This is a genomic window from Halomonas halodenitrificans DSM 735 (assembly GCF_000620045.1).
GTDB classification, from domain to species: Bacteria; Pseudomonadota; Gammaproteobacteria; order Pseudomonadales; family Halomonadaceae; genus Halomonas; species Halomonas halodenitrificans.
The window spans coordinates 261,450-279,709 of sequence record NZ_JHVH01000002.1 but is presented as its reverse complement, the minus strand read 5'-3'; the positions used below and the strand labels follow the sequence as shown (position 1 = coordinate 279,709).

Here is an 18,260-nt window from a genome sequence, read left to right as displayed (position 1 = left end):
CCGTTGCCATGCGCTCGCCGATTCCTGCCATTCATGCCCTGGGGCTGGCCGCCCTGCTGGCCCTGCCCACCGCCCACGCCGCGGAGCGCGTGCAGGTGCTGACCAGTTTCAGCATCCTCGCCGACATGGTCGACAACATCGGCGGCGAACACGTCGAGGTCTCGGCCCTGGTCGGCCCCAACAGCGATGCCCACATGTACTCACCACGCCCCACCGACGCCCGGGCCCTGGCCGAGGCGGACCTCGTGGTCTTCAACGGCCTGCAGTTCGAAGGCTGGATGGAGCGCCTGGTGGCTGCCAGCGACTACGCCGGCCCCCTGGTGGTCACTACCGAGGGTATCGAAGCGCCGGCCAATGCGGACCATCAGGATCACACCGGCCCTGACGAACACGACCGCGCCAGCCATGATGCGCATGACCATGGCGACCTGGATCCCCATGCCTGGCAGGACCTCGCCGCCGGCAAGCACTACGTGGCCAATATTCGCGAGGGCCTGATCGAGGCCGACCCGAATAACGCCGACGCCTATCGCGCCAACGCCCAGCGCTATCTCAACGAGATCGAGACACTCGATGACGAGATCCGCACCCTGATCGGCGAGATTCCTGCCTCCACCAGCGTCATCACCGGCCACGCCTCCTTCGGCCACTTCGCCCACGCCTATGGGTTGCGTTTCCTGTCGCTCCAGGGGCTCTCCACCAACGCCGAGCCCAGTGCCGCCGACATGGCCGGCCTGATCGAGGTGATCCGCTCCCAGGACGTGCGCGCCCTGTTCCACGAGAACATGACCGGTCCCGCCCTGATCGAGCAGCTAGCCGAGGAAACCGGCCTGCCCGTCGCCGGCACCCTCTACGCCGACGCCCTCGCCAGCGAAGGCGAGGCCAACACCTGGCTGGGCATGCTGCGCCACAACGCCCACACCCTGCACGATGCGCTGGCCGAGCCGGGCCATAAGGATCAAGACCACGATCACGACCACTGAGCAACCGTGTTCAACCCGCCAGCAGGGGCGCCTTCGGGCGCCCCTTTGCGTTGGAGAAAACCCGCTGATGGAGGGCATCTGAAATATCATCCGGGCCTTCGCTGCCTGTGGCCGGCGCGCATTCTGTGCCACCATCCCTGGCGGAACCACATCCGCTTATTCCAGCTCCAGGGAGGTCGCCATGCTCGAGTTTCGCCAGGTATCCAAGGCCTATACCACGCCCCAGGGCCCCCTCGAGGTGCTTTGCGGAATCGACCTGACCCTGGCGGCGGGTCAGAGCCTGGCGCTGATGGGCGAATCGGGTAGCGGCAAGTCCACCCTGCTGCACCTGGCCGCGGGCCTCGACCTGCCGGATGCCGGCGAGGTACGCCTGGGAGGGCGGACCATCTCCCTTCTCGGTGAGCCCGAGCGGGCCAGGCTGCGCCGGGAGACCCTGGGGCTGGTGTTCCAGCAGTTTCATCTGGTGCCCAGCCTGAGCGTCGCCGATAATCTGCGCCTGCAGGCGCGCCTGGCCGGCGTGGAAGACGGTGCCTGGTCGGCCGAGCTGGTCGAGCGGCTGGGCCTGGCCGGGCTGGAAGGCCGCTATCCCGAACAGCTCTCCGGCGGCCAGCAGCAACGCCTGGCCATCGGCCGCGCCCTGGCGCCACGCCCGGCCCTGCTGCTCGCCGATGAGCCCACCGGCAACCTCGATGAAGGCAGCGCCGACGACGTTCTGGCGCTGCTGATGGCGCTGGTACGCGACACCGGCTGTGCGCTGCTGATGGTGACGCACAGCCTCCGGGTGGCCGCGCCGCTGGACCGGCGCCTGCAGCTATCGCACGGCCAGCTCGGCTGATCGAACGCCCAAGGACCCCGTAACGTGACTCTCTCCTCCGTCTGGATCTTCAGGGCCGGCCTCGTGCTGACCGTCGCGGTGATCATGGGCGGCATCTGGTGGCTGCTCCACGAGCTAGGCCTGCCCATGACCCTCTCCGCCTCCGGCATCGCCGACTGGTTCAGCGGCCAGGGCAGCCTGGGCCCCCTGCTGCTACTGCTGTTGATGATGCTGGCGGTGGTGGTGGGCCCGATTCCCACCCTGCCGGTGTCCGCCGCCGCCGGGCTGGCCTTCGGCCTGTTCCCCGGGGCGCTGCTGTCGGTCATCGGCGCCATGGCCGGGGCCATGATGGCCTTCACCCTGGCCAGGCTGCTGGGGCGCGAGGCGCTGCGTGCCCGGCTGCCGAGCAACCCGCTGTTCGGCACTCACGGCTCACAGCGCCTGCTGCTGCTCACGGTATTGATCACTCGCCTGGTCCCTATCTTCTCGTTTGCACTGGTCAGCTACGCCGCCGGGGTCACCGCCATCACGACGCCACGCTTTGCCCTGGGCACGCTGGTCGGCATGCTGCCCATGACCCTGGTATTCGCCGGCCTCGGCCAGGCCTTCGAGCTACACCCACTGTTCTCGATCACCGCCGCCATCGTCATTCTCATCGTGATGACCCTGCTGCCCTGGTACCTGAGCCGGCAGCGACACTCCCGGCTGGCCCGCTGGCTGCGCCTGTATGACGAGACGCCCCGGGAATAGCCGGGGCCAGCGGTCCAGCTAGCTCGGCCGAGCTCATCGGGCAGGGGCATCCGCCCTCCTCGCCCTGTCGTATCTATGCGACGATGTCGACATCAGGGCCCCAGCGGCCCCAGGCCTCCGAGTCGACGTGCCCCATGCTCACTACCCTGGCTACCCTGCTCTCCCACTACCGCCGCCACCCGGGCCAGCTGGCCATGCTGCTGCTGGGTCTCTGGGTGGCCAGCGCCCTGTGGAGCGGGGTCCAGGCGATCAATGCCTCGGCCAAGGAGAGCTACGCCCGGGCCGAGGCGCTGTTCACCACCGACCTCGACCGCCTGGAGCGCCTCGATGGCACGCCCCTCACCCGCGACGACTTTCTCCAACTGCGCCGTCAGGGCATACCGGTCTCGCCGTTGCTGGAGGGCGAGCTCACCGCCCCCGATGGCACCCGGCTGACGCTGATCGGCATCGACCCCCTGACACTGCCCGGGGACGGCGCCTTCGCCACCGCCGGCAGTGCCGCGGCATCGAGCCCGGGCGGGTCTACCGGCTTTCTGGCGCCGCCCTGGCAGACCCGAATCGCCCCGGACACCCTGCCCGCCCTGAACCTGGCACTCGAGGCGGCTCCCGGGGCGACGCCGGCCCTGGATGCGGGCCGGCTGCCTCCCTTGGTCCTGGCCCCTTCGCTGCCGCCCCACACACTGGTCATGGATATCGCCGCCGCGGCCGAGCTACTCGACCGCGGCGCGTCCCTGAGTCGACTGGTCACCGCCCCGGGGGCCCTGGAGTCGGCGCCGGCGGGCCTGACCCTGACCCGAGCGACCCGCCTGGTATCGCCGGGCCAGCTGACCCAGAGCTTCCACCTCAACCTCACCGCCCTGGCCCTGCTGGCGCTGATCGTGGGGCTATTTATCGTTCAGGCGGCCCTGGGCCTGGCCCTGGAGCAACGCCTGGAGATGCTGCGCACCCTGCGCGCCCTGGGGGTCTCGGGGCGCGCTTTGGTGGCGGGGCTGACCCTGGAACTGCTGCTGTTCGGCGTTATCGGCGCCCTGGCCGGCATCGCCGGCGGGGTATGGCTGGCCCGGGCATTGCTGCCCGATGTGGCGGCCACCCTGGGCAGCCTCTACGGCGCCGGCGTGGGCGTGGAGCTGCGCCTGCCCTGGCATTACTGGCTCGGCGGCCTGGCGGTCACCCTGGGGGGCCTGTTGCTGGCCGGCACCGGCGTGCTATGGCGGGCCGCCCGCCTGTCGATACTCGACCTGGGGCGCGCCCAGGCATGGCGCATCGGCTACCAGCGCCAGCTGCGGCGCATGATCCTGGCCGGCGGAACGGTCGCGCTCGCCGGCCTGGCGCTGTGGGTCTGGCTCTCGCGACAGCCCCCCGGCGAGGGCTTGACGGCGGGGTTCGCGCTGATGGCCTGCCTGCTGCTGGTGGGCGCCTCCTGGCTGCCGCCGCTGTTGGCCGCGACCCTTTCGGGCCTCGCGCGCCTGGCCCGCCGGCGTCCGCTGGCCCAGTGGGCCCTGGCCGACCTGCAGCTGCAGCTGCCGCGGCTATCGCTGTCGCTGATGGCCCTACTGATCGCCCTCTCGGCGAGCCTGGGGGTCAACAGCATGGTGGGCGGCTTTCGCCTGACCTTCCTGGAGTGGCTCGACCAGCGGCTAGTGGCCGACCTTTATCTGGACCCACCGGCGGAGCACTTCGATGCGGTGCATGTCTGGCTGGGCGAGCGCCCGGACGTCGACCAGCGTCTGGCCACTCGCCACGGCGACAGCACCCTGCTGGCGGTAGCCGGCCCAGGCGACGAGCGCACGCTGGAGCGCCCGGTGTCGCTATTCGGCCTGACCCCGGAGGCGCGCCTGACACAGACCTGGCCGCTGCTGGAGACCCGCCGGGGCGTGGCGGCGGCCTGGGCATCGCTGCGGGAAGGGGCCGCCTTTATCAACGAACAGCTGGCCATCGCCGAGGGTCTCTCGCCCGGGGACCACCTGACCCTGGCCGCTCCCGGCGGCCAACAGACGCTGAACGTGGCGGCGATCTATCCCGACTACGGCAACCCCAGCGGCGAGGTGCTGATGACCGCCGACCGGCTGGGCGAGCGCTTCGCCGCCCCGCCGGATTCCATCGGCATCGTGCTCTCTCCCGGCGCCGACGCCGAGGCCCTCGCCACGGCCCTCGGCGACGAATTCCCCCTGGGCCGTGACGCCCTGCGCGACCAGGGCGCGGTCAAGCGCACCGCCACCGGCATCTTCGAGCGCACCTTCACCATTACCCGCGCCCTGAATACCCTGACCCTGGCGGTGGCGGCCCTGGCGCTGCTGGCCAGCCTGCTGGCCCAGGCCCGGGAACGCCGCCGACGACTGGCACCGATGTGGGCCCTGGGCGTCCCGCGAGGCCAACTGCTGCGGGTCCAGCTCGTTCAGCTGGGCGGGGCCGCCCTGGCGGTAGGCCTGGTCGCGGTGCCGCTGGGCATCGCCATCACCTGGGGCCTGGTGGCGGTCATCAACGTTGCCGCCTTCGGCTGGCGGTTGCCGCTGCACCTCTTCCCGGGGGAGATCGCCTTGACCCTGGCCACCGCCGTGGCGGTAGCGCTGCTGGCCGCGGCACTGCCGGCGCTGCGCCTGTGGCGCACGCCACCCCGGGCGCTGCTGGCCGAGGAGGCGAGATGATGCCGCGATCACACCCGGACAGGGCGCTCTTCATGCGAAAGCCACTGCTGCCGGCCGCGCTGCTGAGTCTGTCGATCGCCCTCGCCGGCTGCGAGGAGCCGCCCCCCGAACGCTCGAGCGCCGGCTTCGCCGGGTTGGGCGAAGACAGTGCCGGCTTCATCCAGGCCAGCCCCGACACGCCCCTACGCTTTCCCGCGGATCACGGCCCTCATCCGGACTACCGCATCGAATGGTGGTACCTCACCGCCAACCTGGAGGACCGGCAGGGCGAGTCGCTGGGGCTGCAGTGGACCCTGTTCCGCCAGGCGCTACCCCCAGCAGAAGCAGCAACGGAGCAGGACCACTCCGAACCGGGCCCCTGGGTGGCCGACCAGCTATGGATGGCGCATATGGCGGTCTCCCGGGGCGAGCAGCACGCCGTCAGCGAGCGCTTCGCCCGCAGCCACTCCATGGCGCCGGTCCCACCCGCGACCCGCCAGGCCGGCGCGATTGCCCAGCCCTTCCGCGCCTGGATCGACGACTGGGCCCTGGTCAGCGACGTCGACGACCCCGGGGCCGATACCTTCCAGCGGCTGACGCTTGTCGCCTTCGACGAAGAAGACGACAGGCGCTTCGGCTATCGCCTCGAGTTGACCGCCGATGGCCCCCTGGTACGCCACGGCAACGACGGTTTCAGCCAGAAGTCTGCCGACGGCCAGGGCTCTCACTATTACAGTCAGCCCTTCTGGCGCATCGAGGGCGAGGTCATCCTGGCCGGCGAAACGCACGAGGTCAGCGGCCGGGGCTGGCTCGACCGGGAATGGAGCAGCCAACTGCTGAGCCCCGACCAGACGGGCTGGGACTGGTTCTCGCTGCACCTCGATGATGGCAGCCGGTTGATGGCCTTTCGCCTGCGCGGCGGTGGCGAGGACGGCGGCGACTACTTGTCGGGCAGCTGGATCCGGCCGGACGGCTCCACGACCGACCTCGGCGCCGGCGAGATGACGCTGACGCCGCTGGCCTACTCGGCCGTGGCCGGCCGCGAGATCCCCACCCGCTGGCGGCTGAGAGTGCCCGAACACGATCTCGACCTGATCGTCGAGGCGCCTCACGGCGAGCGCTGGATGGATACCACGGTGCCCTACTGGGAGGGCGAGGTCATCGCCCGGGACCGGGATGGCGGCAAGCGCCGGGGAGCGGGCTATCTGGAAATGACCGGCTATTAAACGCCTATCGTCATTTGGCGCGAAGCCGCTAGGCGCTGTCGGGACGCTCCAAAGCATCAAGGCCGCCCGAGGGCGGCCTTGATGCGTCAACATGGGCGCGAAGGCGCCGATGGATCAGGCGTCGGGAATCTCCAGCGCCTCCTGCACCACGGGCCAGGCGTCTTCGCTGCCGTCGCGGGTCGTCACGCCGTCCAGGAAGGCCTCAACCCGCTCCGGGTTGTCGCGCATCCATTCCAGGGCAACCGCTTCGGGCTCACGCTCTTCAAAGCTGAAGCCGTAGATCATGGCGCTCTGGTCGTCGGCGCTGAACACCAGCTGATCGAGCAACCGGACAGCATTGGGGTTGGCGTCGGCAAAGCGGCTGGTGAGCAGCGTCTTGACATCGCTGCGCCCGCCATCCGGCCCCCAGGCATCGTCCGGATCCTCGAGGAAGCGAATATCATACTCGATGCTCATCCAGTGTGGCGTCCAGGCGTAGAAGACGATCCAGTCGTCGCTGGCCATGGCCGCTCGCGCCTGGCTGAGCATGCCGGGCGTCGAGGTCTCCGACAGACTCCACTCATCCAGGCAGTAGGTGCCGCTGTCCTGCATCTCGGCCAGCATATCGCTGGTGCCCGAGCCCACCTCGATGGAGTAAAGGGTGCCGCCGGCCTTGTCGCGCAGGGTCTCGCTGCACAGATCCTCGGCCGACGTAAAGCCCGCCTCGTGCACATAGGTCGGAACCGCAAAGCCGAGTCGCGCGCCGTCGACGTTGTTGCCCAGATCCACCAGCGGGTTGTCGCTCTGCATGGCGGTGTCATACATGCCCTGCTGGGCGGGCAGCCAGCCGCCCATGAAGGCGTCGAGCTCACCCTGGGTCAAGGCCTCGAAGGTAATGGTGGAGCCAAGCTCCTGCTGGCGCACCTGATAGTCCAGAGCCTCCAGCAGCTGGGCGGCAATGTCGGTCTTGACGGTTACGCCCGGCCAGGGCGGAACGGAGAAGCGTACCTCAGCGGGTTCATCGGCCTGGGCGGTCAACGCCAGCGGCGAGGCCAGCAGGGCGCCGGCCAGCGCCAGGGTGATGGGACGACGGGGCAGATTCATCGAAACTTCTTGGCAGCTCATGCCATGGTGGAAGATGGCATGACCTTATCCACCCCGTCGCACCCCGGCAACACGACTTTACGATAGCTCGTCGCTCGCCAGGGTCGATGTTACGCCGGGCTTCAGTCGCCCTTGTCGGCCATCTTCGTGGCCTCGACTACCTCGATCCAGTAGCCGTCGGCGTCCTTCACGAAGGTCACATCCTTCATCTTGCCCTGGTCGGAACGCTTGATGAACTCGACATCGTTGGCATCGAACCAGGCCTCGGCGGCGCCGAGGTCCGGCACGCTGAAGCAGATATGGCCGAAGCCCTGAGGCTCGGCGTTGCCGTCATGATAGGTGAAGCCTTCCTGCTCCTCGGTCCCCCAGTTGTGGGTCAGCTCCAGCAGGCCCTTCTGGCTGAAGGTCCAGGCGGTTCTCTCTTCCTTGTTGTCCGGCACGGCATCGCCTTGCTCCAGCCGAGCCAGGAAGTAGAGCGAGAACTGCATCTCCTCGAAATCGAGGCGCCGCACTACCGACATGCCGAAGACACGCGAGTAGAAGGCCAGCGCGCGCTCGGGGTCCTTGACCCGCAGCATGGTGTGATTGAGGCGAAAGCCCTCGGTATCGGCCGTGGGGACCTGTGTCCCGGGATGCTGCTCACCCTGAAAACTCATGGTGACTCCTTGTGATGAGTGGAATGTGGGTTCGAATATGGGGACGATGGTGGTACTTTTCCACCAGCGGCCGTCAGGCCTACTGTAAAGGGATACCCACTAGCAAGGAGCGATTCGCATGCCGATTCGTGATCAGTGGCGAGTGTGGCTGCTAATGCTCGCTCTCGCCCTGCTCGCCGGCTGTGCCGGCAAGCAGCTGGCGGTGGAGGACCCACCGCCCCATGAGGGTCTCTCCATGGATCGGGTGTTGATTCTGGCGGCGGCCGAACGCGCCCTGGGCACGCCCTATCGCTTCGGCGGGGATACGCCCTCCGGCGTCGACTGCTCGGGGCTGGTGCAACTGGCCTACCAGGCCGCCGGCATTCCTGTTCCGCGCACCGCCGACGACCAGTTTCATCGTCTGCCGGAAGTAGATCGCGCCCGCCCCGGCGACCTGCTGTTCTTCGATACCAGCGGAGGCGGCAAGGCCAGTCATGTCGGCATCTATCGTGGTAATGGCCAGATGATCCATGCCCCCGGCCGTGGCCGTCGGGTGGAGACTTCACCGGTGGAGCTCGCTTACTGGCAGGAGCGCTTCCTGGGAGCTGCTGCCCCGGCACCCTGAGACCAACCTCAGCTGCCAGTACTCAAGGAGACAAGCCCCGATGCGCATCCTGCTGGTCGAGGATGACCCGAGCCTGGCGGCGGGTATCCGCCTGGCCCTTAGACCCGAACACTACACCCTGGATCACCTGGCGGATGGCGACGCGGCACTCGCCGCCCTGCAGGATAACGAGCCCTTCAACGCGGTGATTCTCGACCTCGGCCTGCCCGGGGCCGATGGCATGCGGGTACTGGAGGCCATACGCCATCAGGGCAACCGGGTACCGGTACTGGTGCTGACCGCTCGCGACGGCATCGATGACCGTATCGCCGGCCTGGATGCCGGCGCCGATGACTACATGATCAAGCCCTTCGAGGTTGCCGAGCTCAAGGCACGCCTGCGCGCTCTCCTGCGTCGCAGCCAGGGTCAGGCTACGCCGCTGCTGGAGTGCCGCGGCATACGGCTCGATCCCTCCCATCGCCAGGTCACCTTTCAGGGTCATGCGATCACCCTGTCGCGCCGTGAGTTCACCCTGCTTCAGGAATTCATGAGCCACCCGGGGCGGGTCTATACCCGTGACACCCTGATCCGCCTGGTCTACGGCTGGGAAGAAGAGGTGGAGAGCAACGCCATCGAGGTGCATATTCACCACCTGCGCCGCAAGTTGGCCCCCGGGCTGATACGCACGGTACGCGGCATCGGCTACGTGATGGATCGCGCCCCCCAGGGGGCCGACACGTGACCTCCATCCGTCGCCGCACCCTGGGCCTGGTGCTGCTGGTATTCGGCATCAGCATACTGGTCATCGGACTGGCCAGCTATCGCTACGCAGCCCATGAAATAGAAGAGCTCCATGATGTCAGCCTGGCCCAGAATGCCCGTCTGCTGGAGGGCCTGATCCAGGCGCCGCTGCCGGATGACCAGCGCCAGGCACTTCTGTCCAGTCTCGAGAACGCCCTGCTGGGAGCAGAGCCGTCGGACAAGCGCCTGGCCGGCAACCGTTACGCCAGCAAGCTGGCCTTTCAGCTATGGGAACGGGGACGGCTGGTACTACGCTCCACCAGCGCCCCGTCCGAGCCGTTCACCGATGCACCACCCGGCTATGCCAGCGGCCATGTCTCGGGCCACGACTGGCGAGTCTATGTCCTCGACCTGCCCGAGACATCGCGGCAGTTGATGGTCGCCGAGCGAGATGACATGCGCGGCGAGCTGACTCGCACCGTAGCCCTGCGGACCCTGCTGCCGGACGTGATCGGCCTGCCGCTGCTGGCGCTGCTGCTGTGGTGGGCCATCGGCCGAGGCTTGCAGCCACTGTCACGACTGGCCACGGCGATCCGTCAACGTGACCCTCACAACCTGCAGCCGCTGGTAATGCGCCCCCTGCCCCGGGAACTGGACACCATCCTCGGTGCCCTGAACCGGCTGCTGGAACGCCTTAGCCGTCTGCGGGTACGCGAAAAGCGCTTTATCGCCGATGCCGCCCACGAGCTGCGTACGCCACTGGCGGTGCTCGACCTCCACGCCCAGAACGCCCTGGCCGCCGAGAACCCCACCGATCGACACGAGTCGCTTCTGGAACTGCGCGGCGGCGTGGCCCGAGCCACTCGGCTGGTCGCCCAACTGCTGATCCTGGCACGCCTGGAGCCCGAGGAAGAGTCGCAGGCGACGGCACCGGATGTCATGGGCAACCTGCTGGTCGAGGTGCGCGAATCACTGGCCGAGCTCTCGCCGCTGGCCATCGAGCGCCGCCAGACCCTGGACCTTGTCGCCGATGAGTCGGAAGACTGGTGGTTGGCCGTCGAGCCGGGCGCCATCGGCATCCTGGTGCAGAACCTGGTCGGCAACGCCCTGCGCTACAGCCCGGACGCCGGCCGTGTGAGCGTGACGCTTGCCGCCGATGTGAACCGGCTGCACCTGTGCGTGGATGACCAGGGCCCCGGCATCCCCGAGGCCGAGCGCAACCGCGTCACCGAGCGCTTCCATCGCGCCGGTCCCGGGGCCGGCGCCGGCCTGGGGCTCTCCATTGTCGAACGCCTGCTGGCCCGCCATGGCGGTACGCTCGAGCTCCAAGAGGCTCCCGGCGGCGGGCTGCGTGCCGTGGCAGTGCTACCGCGGACAGTCTGAACCCTTGTGCTTCGCACCGGCACAACATTGGCCGTATCCATCGCGACACGGCCTGTGCCGGGCTTATCGCCTCACAGGTCATACCCCATCATCATCCTGCAGGTATCGGCAAAGCTATGTGCCAGCGCGACCTCCGGGGTCCCCTGTTCGACCCGCCCGACGGCCCGCCGAATATCAGCCGCCGAGACCAGGCCGCGAATGCACAGGCCGCCCTGCGGGTCGCGTTCGGTGACCAGCAAATGCTGGTCGGTCATCGATTCCAGTGACAACAACAGATCGCCAATGGTCAGCGAGGTCAGCTGTTCCAGCGGCATGGTCGAGAGCTTCTGCCAGGGTGTCATGATCATGCCCACGGTCACCTCCTCGCTCGAGAGGCCGTGCTGTTGCTGGGCAAGCGTGATACGACGACCGCCAATGACCTCGCGGGCTGCCAGCACGCCGATGCAACACTGCTGATCATCGGTGACCAACAGCAGGCGAAACCCGCCATGGCGCATCATCAGGTGGGCCTCATTGACATCGACATCGGCCCGGATCGTGCGGGGAGCCACCCGCGAGAAATCCGTGAGCATCTCGAGAGCAGGATTCGATACGCTGAATCCATCCCGGGCCGGTATGGCCAACCGTGGGGCTGCCTCGAGCCGATTGAGAGGCATGAAGGAAGCGTGTAACTGATTCATGGGGTTACTCCTGCGCGGGGTAAGTGGGTACCACCAGCATTTTTTCCACACTCCCAGAGCTCTCTTAAGACAGTCTTAAGGCGACGGAACCTACACTCCTATACTCAGATTCCCTCTTCCTCGACGACTCACTAACACCATGACATCTCTTATACCCTCCCTCCGCCAGGCGCCTCTCCGCCTTGGCGCTCTGCTGTTGCTCGGCTTGTGCTGTCTGGCCCTGCCCTCGGCCGCCATGGCCAGCGCCGGCACACTCGACCTCACCGGTTCCGGAGTCGGCGCGGTCTCGGTGGCACTCTTCGTGCTCGCCTATGCCCTGGTCATGGGCGAAGAACTGCTGCACATGCGCAAGTCGAAGCCGGTACTGATCGCCGCCGGCCTGATCTGGGCGCTGGTCGCCTGGGCTTACACCAGCGCCGGGCTGGCCGAGCAAGCCGAAACGGCCTTTCGCGAGACGCTGCTCGAATACACCGAACTACTGCTCTTCCTGCTGGTCGCGATGACCTATATCAACGCCCTGGAGGAGCGCCGAGTCTTCGATGCCCTGCGCGCCTGGCTCGTACGCAAGGGGTTCAGCTACCGCAGCCTGTTCTGGATCACCGGCTGCCTCGCCTTCTGGATCTCGGCAATCGCCAATAACATGACCACCGCCATGTTGATGTGTGCCGTGGTGCTCAAGGTGGCCGAGGGCGACGACCGCTTCATCCGGTTGTGCTGCATCAATGTGGTGGTGGCCTCCAACGCCGGGGGTGCCTTCAGCCCGTTCGGTGACATCACCACGCTGATGGTATGGCAGTCCGGCCAGCTGCCCTTCGGAGCGTTCTTCCAACTGCTGGCACCGGCGCTTGTCAATTTCCTGGTGCCGGCACTGGTGATGAACTTCTTCATCCACAACCGCAAGCCTCCGACCCTCACCGAAGAGGTGTGGCTCAAGCGCGGTGCTCGTCGCATCATCCTGCTCTTCCTGCTCACCGTGGCCATCTCGGTGCTGTGCCATTCGGTACTCGGCCTGCCACCGGCCATGGGCATGATGTTCGGCCTGGGTCTGTTGCAGTTCTTTGGCTACTTCCTGCGGCGCAGCCTGCCGCGCTCGCTGGACAGGAAGCGCACCCGTTATGCCCAGCGGGGTGACTGGAAAAAGCTCGAGCAGCTCGGCAGCGTAGTGCCCTTCGATATCTTCTCCCGCATCGCCCGAGCCGAGTGGGACACCCTGCTGTTCTTCTATGGCGTGGTGATGTGCGTGGGTGGGCTCGGCTTCATGGGCTATCTGACGCTGCTCTCGGAGACACTCTACGGCGGTTGGAACCCGCTCTGGGCCAATATCGTGCTGGGCATCGTCTCGGCGGTGGTCGATAACATTCCGGTGATGTTCGCCGTGCTCTCCATGGCACCGGACATGAGCGAAGGTCATTGGCTGCTGATCACCCTGACCGCCGGCGTCGGCGGCAGCCTGCTCTCCATGGGCTCGGCCGCCGGTGTGGCGCTGATGGGCCAGGCCCGCGGCATCTACACCTTCGCCGGTCACCTGCGCTGGGCCCCTGCCATCGCCCTGGGCTATGCGGCCAGCGTAGCGACGCACCTGATGGTCAACCACGCCCTTTTCTAGGGGCGGCGCACGGGCTTTACAGGCTTACCCGGGGCGGGGATAGTAGGGCCTGACGACAGGGGCGTCGCGGCAATGGCCGTGGCTGAGATGCACCCTTGGAACCTGAACCGGACCATGCCGGCGTAGGGAGTCGTGCCGGCCACCCCGCCGGCACCTCCCGCGCCCGGGAGGAACGATGACCACCGCCATTCGCGGCACAATCGACCCCGCCGCCCACCTGGCTCGCCTGCGCGAGCGAGCCCCGCTGATTCACAACATCACCAACCTGGTCGCCATGAATCCCATGGCCAACGTGCTGCTGGCGCTGGGCGCCTCCCCGGCCATGGCCCATGCACGCGAAGAGGCCGCCGAATTTGCGGCGTTGGCCGACGCCCTGACGGTCAACATTGGCACCCTCTCGCCCCACTGGGTCGCCGCCATGGAGGAAGCCGCCGAGGCCGCGCGGCGCACGGGCAAGCCCTGGGTGCTGGACCCGGTGGCGGTGGGCGCCACCCGCTACCGGCGAGAGGCGGGCCGGCGCCTGCTGAAACACCGGCCCACGGTGATCCGCGGCAATGCCTCGGAGATTCTCGCCCTGGAGCAGCAGGGTAGCGGCGGTCGCGGTGTCGACAGCAGCGACAGCATCGAGACCGCCGAACAGGCGGCGACCTCCCTGGCGCGGCGCAGTGCGGCGGTGGTGGCGGTGACCGGCGAGGTCGACCTGGTCACCGATGGGCAGCGGCTGACCCGGGTACCGGGTGGCCATGCACTGATGCCCCGAGTGACCACCCTGGGGTGTGCCCTCACCGGGGTCGTCGCCGCCTTCCTGGTGGACGCCGAGGATTCCTTTACCGCCACCGCGGCGGCACTGACCTGCTACGGCGAGGCGGGACGCCGCGCCGGCGAGGTGGCCGCCGGCCCCGGCAGCTTTGCGGTGGCCTTCCTCGATGCGCTCTATGCACTCGACCACGACCAACTTGCCATCCTGACCGCCCTGGAGGTGACCGATGCGCCTTGACCTTTCCCTGTACCTCGTCACCGACCCGGGCCTCTGTGCCGACCACGGCCTGGTAGAGACCGCCGTGGCGGCGGTGCGCGGTGGTGCCACGGTGATTCAGCTACGCGACAAGCACGCCGATGACGGCGAGATGATCGACCAGGCGCGGCGGCTGAAGGACGCCCTCGCCGGCAGTGGCGTGCCATTGATCATCAACGACCGCCTGACCGTGGCGGTGGAAAGCGGTGCCGACGGCCTGCATATCGGCCAGGACGACGGCGGCGTGGTCGCCGCCCGGGCGGCACTGGGGGATCAGGCGATCCTGGGACTCTCGGTGCAGACCCTGGAACAGATGACTCGCCTCGATGTCGAGCGCCTCGACTACCTGGGGCTCGGCCCGGTGTTCGCCACGCCCAGCAAGCAGGACCATGCCGCACCGCTGGGCTTCGAGGGGCTGGCGACCCTGGTGGCGGCCAGCCCCCTGCCTGGCGTCGCCATCGGTGGGCTCAAGGCGGAGCACGTCGCGGCGACGCGCCAGGCCGGCGCCCAGGGGCTGGCGGTGATCTCGGCGATCTGTGGCATGCCGGATCCGGAAGCCGCGGCACGCGCCTTCTATCCCGACTGAATCATGCCCCGCCTGAATCATGCCCCGCCTGATGCCTGGGTCAGGCGGTCGGGCGCCGCGCGAGCGAGGTGCGCCGCTCGTGGTAGGCGATCGCCAGGCCGCTGGCGATGATCAAGCTGCCGCCGACGAAGACCCAGATATCCGGCACCTCGCCCCAGAACCACCAGCCCAGCAGCACCGCCCATAGCAGCGCGGTGTAGTCGAAGGGGGCGGCCAGTGCGGCCGGCGCATAGCGAAAGGCCAGGGTCAGGCCGGTCATGGCGCCCACGCCAAGAAAACCCGCCGCCAGGAAGGCCGGCCAGTGCAGCGGCGCCGGCATCTGCCACACCCAGGGGAGTGTCGCGGCGGACACCAGCAGCGGCACCAGGGTGCTGTAGAACACCAGTGCCCAGAGATGCTCCCGGGCGCCATAGCGTCGTGCGGTAATCATCAGCAGCGCATAGAACACCGCCGCTCCCACCACCACGAGGGCCCCCAGCTGGAAGCTTTCGCCGCCGGGGCGCACCACCACCAGCACGCCGACAAAACCCAGCGTCGTGGCCATCAGGGTCGGCCGGTCGACCCCCTCACCCAGCAACGGCACCGAGAGCAGGGTGACGAACAGCGGTGCGGCGAAGGCGATGGCTGTCGTCTCGGCCAGTGGCAGCAGGGTCAGCCCCCACATGAAGCAGATCATGGTGCCGGTGAAGATCAGGCCGCGCAGCAGGTGTACGCCGGGGCGTCGGGTCGACAGAGTGCGCAGGCCACCGCTGAAACGCGCAATCAGCGCGATCAGCGGCAACGACACCAGGGTGCGAAAGAAGATGATCTGCAGCGGCGAGTGCACCTCGCCCAGCCATTTGGTGATGGCATCACCCAGTGCCAGGCAGAGCACGCCCAGGCACATGAGACCGATTCCCTTGAGCGACTCAGACATCGCGGCTCACCTTCCCGATTACTCGCATAACAAAAGCACCACCCCGACGACCGAGGTCAACGGGGTGGCTATCGAGGCGTCAGGCTAGAAGGTTCGCAGACGAGCGGCAAGGCCTAGAGGCGAGAGTTGACCACCATGCAGTCGATGCCATCTCGAACCAGGCTGCGGCAGGCCCGATAGGCCTGATTCTCGTCGAGGTTGACCAGACGGGCCCGGAACAGCGACTGAGGCCCCGGCGCCTCGTGAATATCCACGCGGGCATTGGTCAGGTCGCTGGCCAGGCGGTCGGCGGCGCGGCCAGCCAGATTGCGGGCGTTGTCGGGGTTGCTGAAGGCGCCGACCTGAACGCCCCAACCACCACTACGCCCCAGCGGCTCGAGGCGCTGACGGGTCCGGCTAGCAGGCTTATCCGCCTGGCTTATCAGCTCATGGATCGGGTCACGAGCCGAGCCCTGGGCGGTCTCGGGAAGCGGTGGTGTCGCGGGGGGCAGAGGCTCGGGAGCCTCCAGGCTGGCCACCTGAACCGCTGGCGCCGGCGGCGGCTCGGGCTCCATGCGCTTGCTGACACGAGGCGCCGGTTCGGCCGCCTGGCGACTCGCCACCTGCACGGCCGGCTGAGTCGATGGCACCACCTCACGCGACGTGGGCACTGTCCGGGGTAGATTCATGCGCTCACCGGAGAAATCCGCCTGGGCGACCCAGTCGCCACGCCCGTACAACGAGGCACGCACGAAGCCACGGTTCAGCAGATCCGTCATATGCGCATCGCGAGAGGCAGCGGTGAAGCCACCCATGACGACCGATACCAACCGACGCCCGTTGCGCACCGCCGACGTCGCCACGTTGAACCCCGAGGCGCGAATGAACCCTGTCTTCAAGCCATCGGCACCGGCGTAGTTATCGAGCAGGCGATTGTGCCCGGTGATGGTCTTGCCCTTCCAGTTAAAACGAGTGTTCGAAAAGTAGTGATAATACTGGGGGAAGTCCTGCATCAGTCGCAATGAGAGGGTCGCCATGTCGCGAGCGGTGGTGGTCTGGCCGGCGTCGGGAAGGCCGTTGGCATTGCGGAAGGTGGTATGAGTCATACCCAGGTCCCGCGCCTTGTCGGTCATCATGCGTGCGAAATGCTCCTCGCTGCCGCCAATTGTCTCGGCTACCACCACTGCCACGTCATTGGCCGACTTGATGACCAGCGCCTCGATGGCCTTCTCTACCGGAATCGTCGATCCGGCCTTTACATAGAGCTTGGAGGCCGGCTTCGATGCCGCATAGGAAGAGACCGGCATTGCGTGACGGAGACTCAGGCTACGCTCCTCGAGCGCTTCAAAGAGCATGTAGAGGGTCATCATCTTGGTCAATGACGCCGGATAGCGGGTCTCCTCGGCGTTGGCAGCATGCAGTATCTCACCACTTTCCACGTCAACGACGATGGCAGCATAGCGAGGATTGGCGGCCTGGGTTTCTCCAGCCAGCAGTATCGCCAGGCCCATCAATAGCCCGTACGCCAACAGCCTTGAACGGCTCATGGCCATGGTCGCGGTCACCATAGTCTTCTCCCTCGAATGTCCCGAAACTCTTTGGTTGAGGTTTCTAAGGTCATTATGGCCAGCATGGCGTCAGTTTACAGTGCCGTTCGTCAAAAAAAGAGGGGTTTCCAGTAACGTCACCCCGCCAGCCGGGATACCCCCAACCAGATCAGTCGCAATGCCAGCAGCGTCAAGGCCCACCTGAACAGCGTGTCGAAGCGATGCTCGGAGAGACGCCTGAGCAGGCGAAGGCCCAGCCAGGTACCAAGAAACCCCGAGGCGACCATGGCCAACATCAGTCCCAGCCAGTCACGAAACACGAAGCCGGCCATGCCGAACACGAAGGCCTTGGTCAGGTGCTGCGCGCTCATGCAGGCCGAGAAGGTGGCTACCTTGCCCAGGCGACCGACCTGCCCCTGCTTGATAAAGGCCGCCACCATCGGCCCGCTGGCCCCCACCAGGCTGGAGAGCAGTGTGGTCAGGGCCCCGGCCAGCAGCACCCCGGCACGCCCCAGGGCCCGCTTGGGCAGGCCTGGCCCCCAGCAGCTGTAGAGCACGAAAGCGGCAATGCACAGCTCCAATAGCCCGGCAGGCAGGCGCACCAGCAACCAGGCGGCGGCGAGGGCGCCCAGTACCACGCCGGGCAGGAAGGCGGCTATCACCGAGCGGTCGGCGTGTCGCCAGGTCAGCGCCAGTCGGCCGACGTTGGAGCCGGTCTGGACCATGCCGTGCACGGGAATCAAGGCCGCCGCCGGCATCACCTGGGCCAGCGCCATGATCAGCAGCAGGCCCCCTCCCACGCCTACCGCCGCGGTGAAGGCGGAGGTGAGCACGGAAATCACGATCAACAGCAGGTTGATGCCGGCGGAGAGCGGCGACAGCAGGTCGAGCAGCAGCATTGGGGCTCCCGGGGAGGATTTATTGCGGCGTCCAAGGGTAGCGAGAAAGCGCTCCGCAGGCCCTTATTTATTGACCATGTTCCGCGCCAGCCCCCACAACCGTCGTGTTTAATCAATCAAATGTCGCTTAACGCCAACAATGTGTATCGATGGCTGGCCACACTATGCGAGTCAAATCCTTCAACACAG

At 67.3% G+C, this 18,260-nt stretch carries 17 protein-coding genes and 1 riboswitch; of the genes, 11 read left to right on the top strand and 6 right to left on the bottom strand.

Going from position 1 to position 18,260, the window contains the following annotated elements; all coding sequences use genetic code 11:
* The first annotated feature begins 8 nt into the window (after positions 1 to 8).
* The 5 genes from Q358_RS0103175 (at position 9) to Q358_RS0103155 (ending at position 6,397) form a co-directional block, all read left to right on the top strand.
* On the top strand, positions 9 to 983 hold the full coding sequence (locus Q358_RS0103175) for a metal ABC transporter substrate-binding protein (protein ID WP_027960723.1): 975 nt from the start codon (positions 9 to 11) through the stop codon (positions 981 to 983).
* A gap of 181 nt (positions 984 to 1,164) precedes the next feature.
* Positions 1,165 to 1,818 carry an ABC transporter ATP-binding protein gene (locus Q358_RS0103170; RefSeq protein WP_027960722.1) on the top strand — a complete coding sequence of 218 codons (654 nt, stop codon included), beginning with the start codon at positions 1,165 to 1,167 and terminating at the stop codon, positions 1,816 to 1,818.
* A gap of 24 nt (positions 1,819 to 1,842) precedes the next feature.
* Positions 1,843 to 2,547 (top strand): TVP38/TMEM64 family protein, encoded by a 705-nt coding sequence (locus tag Q358_RS0103165; protein WP_043487546.1) that lies wholly within the window; start codon positions 1,843 to 1,845, stop codon positions 2,545 to 2,547.
* Positions 2,548 to 2,681: 134 nt separating this feature from the next.
* Positions 2,682 to 5,192 (top strand): FtsX-like permease family protein, encoded by a 2,511-nt coding sequence (locus Q358_RS0103160; RefSeq protein ID WP_027960720.1) that lies wholly within the window; start codon positions 2,682 to 2,684, stop codon positions 5,190 to 5,192.
* Positions 5,189 to 6,397 carry a lipocalin-like domain-containing protein gene (locus Q358_RS0103155; RefSeq protein ID WP_342665541.1) on the top strand — a complete coding sequence of 403 codons (1,209 nt, stop codon included), beginning with the start codon at positions 5,189 to 5,191 and terminating at the stop codon, positions 6,395 to 6,397. The genes Q358_RS0103160 and Q358_RS0103155 overlap by 4 nt, the downstream gene beginning before the upstream one ends.
* 114 nt (positions 6,398 to 6,511) lie before the next feature.
* On the opposite strand, the gene Q358_RS0103150 is transcribed toward Q358_RS0103155, so the two are convergent.
* Together Q358_RS0103150 and gloA are read right to left on the bottom strand one after the other, a co-directional pair.
* Positions 6,512 to 7,480: a glycine betaine ABC transporter substrate-binding protein gene (locus tag Q358_RS0103150; protein ID WP_027960718.1), complete on the bottom strand. Its 969-nt coding sequence runs from the start codon at positions 7,478 to 7,480 to the stop codon at positions 6,512 to 6,514.
* Between the two features lie 122 nt (positions 7,481 to 7,602).
* Positions 7,603 to 8,136 carry a lactoylglutathione lyase gene (gloA, locus tag Q358_RS0103145; RefSeq protein WP_027960717.1) on the bottom strand — a complete coding sequence of 178 codons (534 nt, stop codon included), beginning with the start codon at positions 8,134 to 8,136 and terminating at the stop codon, positions 7,603 to 7,605.
* Positions 8,137 to 8,254: 118 nt separating this feature from the next.
* Between gloA and Q358_RS0103140 the strand changes: the two genes are divergently transcribed.
* From Q358_RS0103140 to Q358_RS0103130, 3 genes are read left to right on the top strand one after another with little or no spacing between them, the layout of a single operon-like run.
* Positions 8,255 to 8,740: a C40 family peptidase gene (locus Q358_RS0103140; RefSeq protein WP_027960716.1), complete on the top strand. Its 486-nt coding sequence runs from the start codon at positions 8,255 to 8,257 to the stop codon at positions 8,738 to 8,740.
* A 40-nt stretch (positions 8,741 to 8,780) separates the two neighbouring features.
* The gene (locus tag Q358_RS0103135; RefSeq protein WP_027960715.1) at positions 8,781 to 9,461 is read left to right on the top strand and encodes a response regulator; all 681 of its coding nucleotides are present in this window, start codon (positions 8,781 to 8,783) and stop codon (positions 9,459 to 9,461) included.
* Positions 9,458 to 10,843, top strand: a complete 1,386-nt coding sequence (locus Q358_RS0103130) for an ATP-binding protein (RefSeq protein ID WP_027960714.1) — start codon at positions 9,458 to 9,460, stop codon at positions 10,841 to 10,843. Before Q358_RS0103135 ends, Q358_RS0103130 begins: the two co-directional genes overlap by 4 nt.
* A gap of 71 nt (positions 10,844 to 10,914) precedes the next feature.
* Here Q358_RS0103130 and Q358_RS0103125 read toward each other — a convergent pair whose 3' ends face one another.
* On the bottom strand, positions 10,915 to 11,523 hold the full coding sequence (locus tag Q358_RS0103125; protein ID WP_027960713.1) for a CBS domain-containing protein: 609 nt from the start codon (positions 11,521 to 11,523) through the stop codon (positions 10,915 to 10,917).
* A 139-nt stretch (positions 11,524 to 11,662) separates the two neighbouring features.
* Here Q358_RS0103125 and nhaD point away from each other — a divergent pair, with 139 nt between their 5' ends.
* The 3 genes from nhaD to thiE all read left to right on the top strand — a co-directional run bounded on the left by nhaD (position 11,663) and on the right by thiE (position 14,730).
* Complete coding sequence (gene nhaD / locus Q358_RS0103120) at positions 11,663 to 13,129, top strand: sodium:proton antiporter NhaD (protein WP_051530148.1); 1,467 nt, start codon at positions 11,663 to 11,665, stop codon at positions 13,127 to 13,129.
* A 47-nt stretch (positions 13,130 to 13,176) separates the two neighbouring features.
* A riboswitch (TPP riboswitch) is annotated at positions 13,177 to 13,275 on the top strand.
* Positions 13,276 to 13,304: 29 nt separating this feature from the next.
* Complete coding sequence (gene thiM, locus Q358_RS0103115) at positions 13,305 to 14,126, top strand: hydroxyethylthiazole kinase (protein WP_051530147.1); 822 nt, start codon at positions 13,305 to 13,307, stop codon at positions 14,124 to 14,126.
* Positions 14,116 to 14,730, top strand: a complete 615-nt coding sequence (gene thiE / locus Q358_RS0103110; RefSeq protein WP_027960710.1) for a thiamine phosphate synthase — start codon at positions 14,116 to 14,118, stop codon at positions 14,728 to 14,730. The genes thiM and thiE overlap by 11 nt, the downstream gene beginning before the upstream one ends.
* 40 nt (positions 14,731 to 14,770) lie before the next feature.
* Here the strand turns inward: thiE and Q358_RS0103105 are convergent, their stop codons facing one another.
* The 3 genes from Q358_RS0103105 to Q358_RS0103095 form a co-directional block, all read right to left on the bottom strand.
* Positions 14,771 to 15,646, bottom strand: coding sequence for a DMT family transporter (locus Q358_RS0103105; protein ID WP_027960709.1), 876 nt, complete (start codon positions 15,644 to 15,646; stop codon positions 14,771 to 14,773).
* 113 nt (positions 15,647 to 15,759) lie between these two features.
* Positions 15,760 to 17,193, bottom strand: coding sequence for a D-alanyl-D-alanine carboxypeptidase (locus Q358_RS0103100; RefSeq protein ID WP_051530146.1), 1,434 nt, complete (start codon positions 17,191 to 17,193; stop codon positions 15,760 to 15,762).
* A 116-nt stretch (positions 17,194 to 17,309) separates the two neighbouring features.
* On the bottom strand, positions 17,310 to 18,071 hold the full coding sequence (locus tag Q358_RS0103095; protein ID WP_027960707.1) for a TSUP family transporter: 762 nt from the start codon (positions 18,069 to 18,071) through the stop codon (positions 17,310 to 17,312).
* Positions 18,072 to 18,260: the final 189 nt, after the last annotated feature.